Source organism: Chryseobacterium sp. R2A-55, from assembly GCF_021401085.1.
Taxonomy (GTDB): Bacteria; Bacteroidota; Bacteroidia; order Flavobacteriales; family Weeksellaceae; genus Kaistella.
The window spans coordinates 1-1,339 of record NZ_JACBFP010000028.1; the positions used below are offsets into that span (position 1 = coordinate 1).

General features: G+C 33.1%; 1 protein-coding gene. It reads right to left on the reverse strand.

Annotation, left to right across the window (positions count from 1 at the left end; genetic code table 11):
• Positions 1–135: 135 nt before the first annotated feature.
• The gene (locus tag L0951_RS13640; RefSeq protein ID WP_234111809.1) at positions 136–1,104 is read right to left on the reverse strand and encodes a COG2958 family protein; all 969 of its coding nucleotides are present in this window, start codon (positions 1,102–1,104) and stop codon (positions 136–138) included.
• Between the last annotated feature and the right edge of the window lie 235 nt (positions 1,105–1,339).

Sequence of the window (1,339 nt, forward strand, 5' to 3'; positions counted from 1 at the left end):
TGAATGCTAAAAACGAAATCCCCATAAGAGAACCAAAATACTGTCGAAAAGCTACCGGAGCTTCCGTTCAACGGGCTTTCATTGTTGGCTTTTCAAGCCCAACGAAAGCTTAGTTATTATAGCCAGTGGTTCTTGTCATTCTTCGTCTGTTGGTATATGTTTATCTCTACAATAGTTTTCAACTTCCGTGTCGTTAGCGAAATAGTCATCACAGAATTCGTCAAGTTCCTTTTCTGCACCAGAAGCATATTTTTCGCTTGCTGTCATTAACTTCTCTGTCTGCTCAATGAATTTCTCAAACTCTTTATTCATTTTGCAAAGTTTGTCAATCGTTTTAAAATCTAAATCTCTATAAACTGCTGGAAATAGCACTTTACTTTGATAAGGATTTGCATTTAGTTCAACAATTCCAATTCCGAAAGATTGATTTAGTCTTGCCATTTCTTCATTCAAACTATCGCTAAACTCAAAGGCAACCAAATATCCATAATTTGCCCAACTCGAATTCGAAACAGCTTGAAAAAAAGCTTTCTTAAGTTCGCTGTCGCTGTTAATTTCTCTTTTAAGTTCGTATGAGCTTAATTTAAAAGTGTCAACTCGATTTATTGATTTTAAAAAATTTTGACTTGCTTTTGTCTGTAAATTCAAGAACTTAATTCCAATCATATCTGGATGTGTCCAAATTTGATTATTATCTTTTCCGTTAGATTGTTCGTGAAAAATTGTCTTAGAGTATGTGTCTGTATTTTTTAAGTAACTACTCAAAAGTTTGTGTAAATCTCTTTCTTCGTAAGTTTTTGATTTATTTATTTTGATTGGTTTAGTAATTTGAGTTTCAGTATCGCCACTCAAAATATCAATTCCAATATTTTGTTCGTTTTTGGTCAGGTAATAGGAATAAGTCCCGTTGCTTTGCTTTATTCGCTTTACTCTCGTATCTCCGTTTCGAATGAAGTCACCTAATTGAGCTGAAACTGTTGCAGGTGGAGTTTTTCCAGCAAATTCATAATAATTATTTGCCAATATATGGTCGCATATTTCAATGGAATTAGCCAGTCTGTCTAAATCTTCAAGGCTTTTAATAATCGCTTCTTTTATTGTCATTTTATTTTCTGCTTTTGTTTCGGAGGTTCGGTTTCCCTACCATTGGCTATAACGCGTAAATATACGTATATTATCTGAAGTACTAATTTTTTTTATTCATAAAACCAAACAAAATGACAAAGTATTGGATATTAGGGTTTTATCACTACTTTTGTGTAGCGTATTACGGATAAATAACCACCCCGATCGCTCCAGATAAACGTGTAATGATGAATTTTTAACATATCAAAAAAAC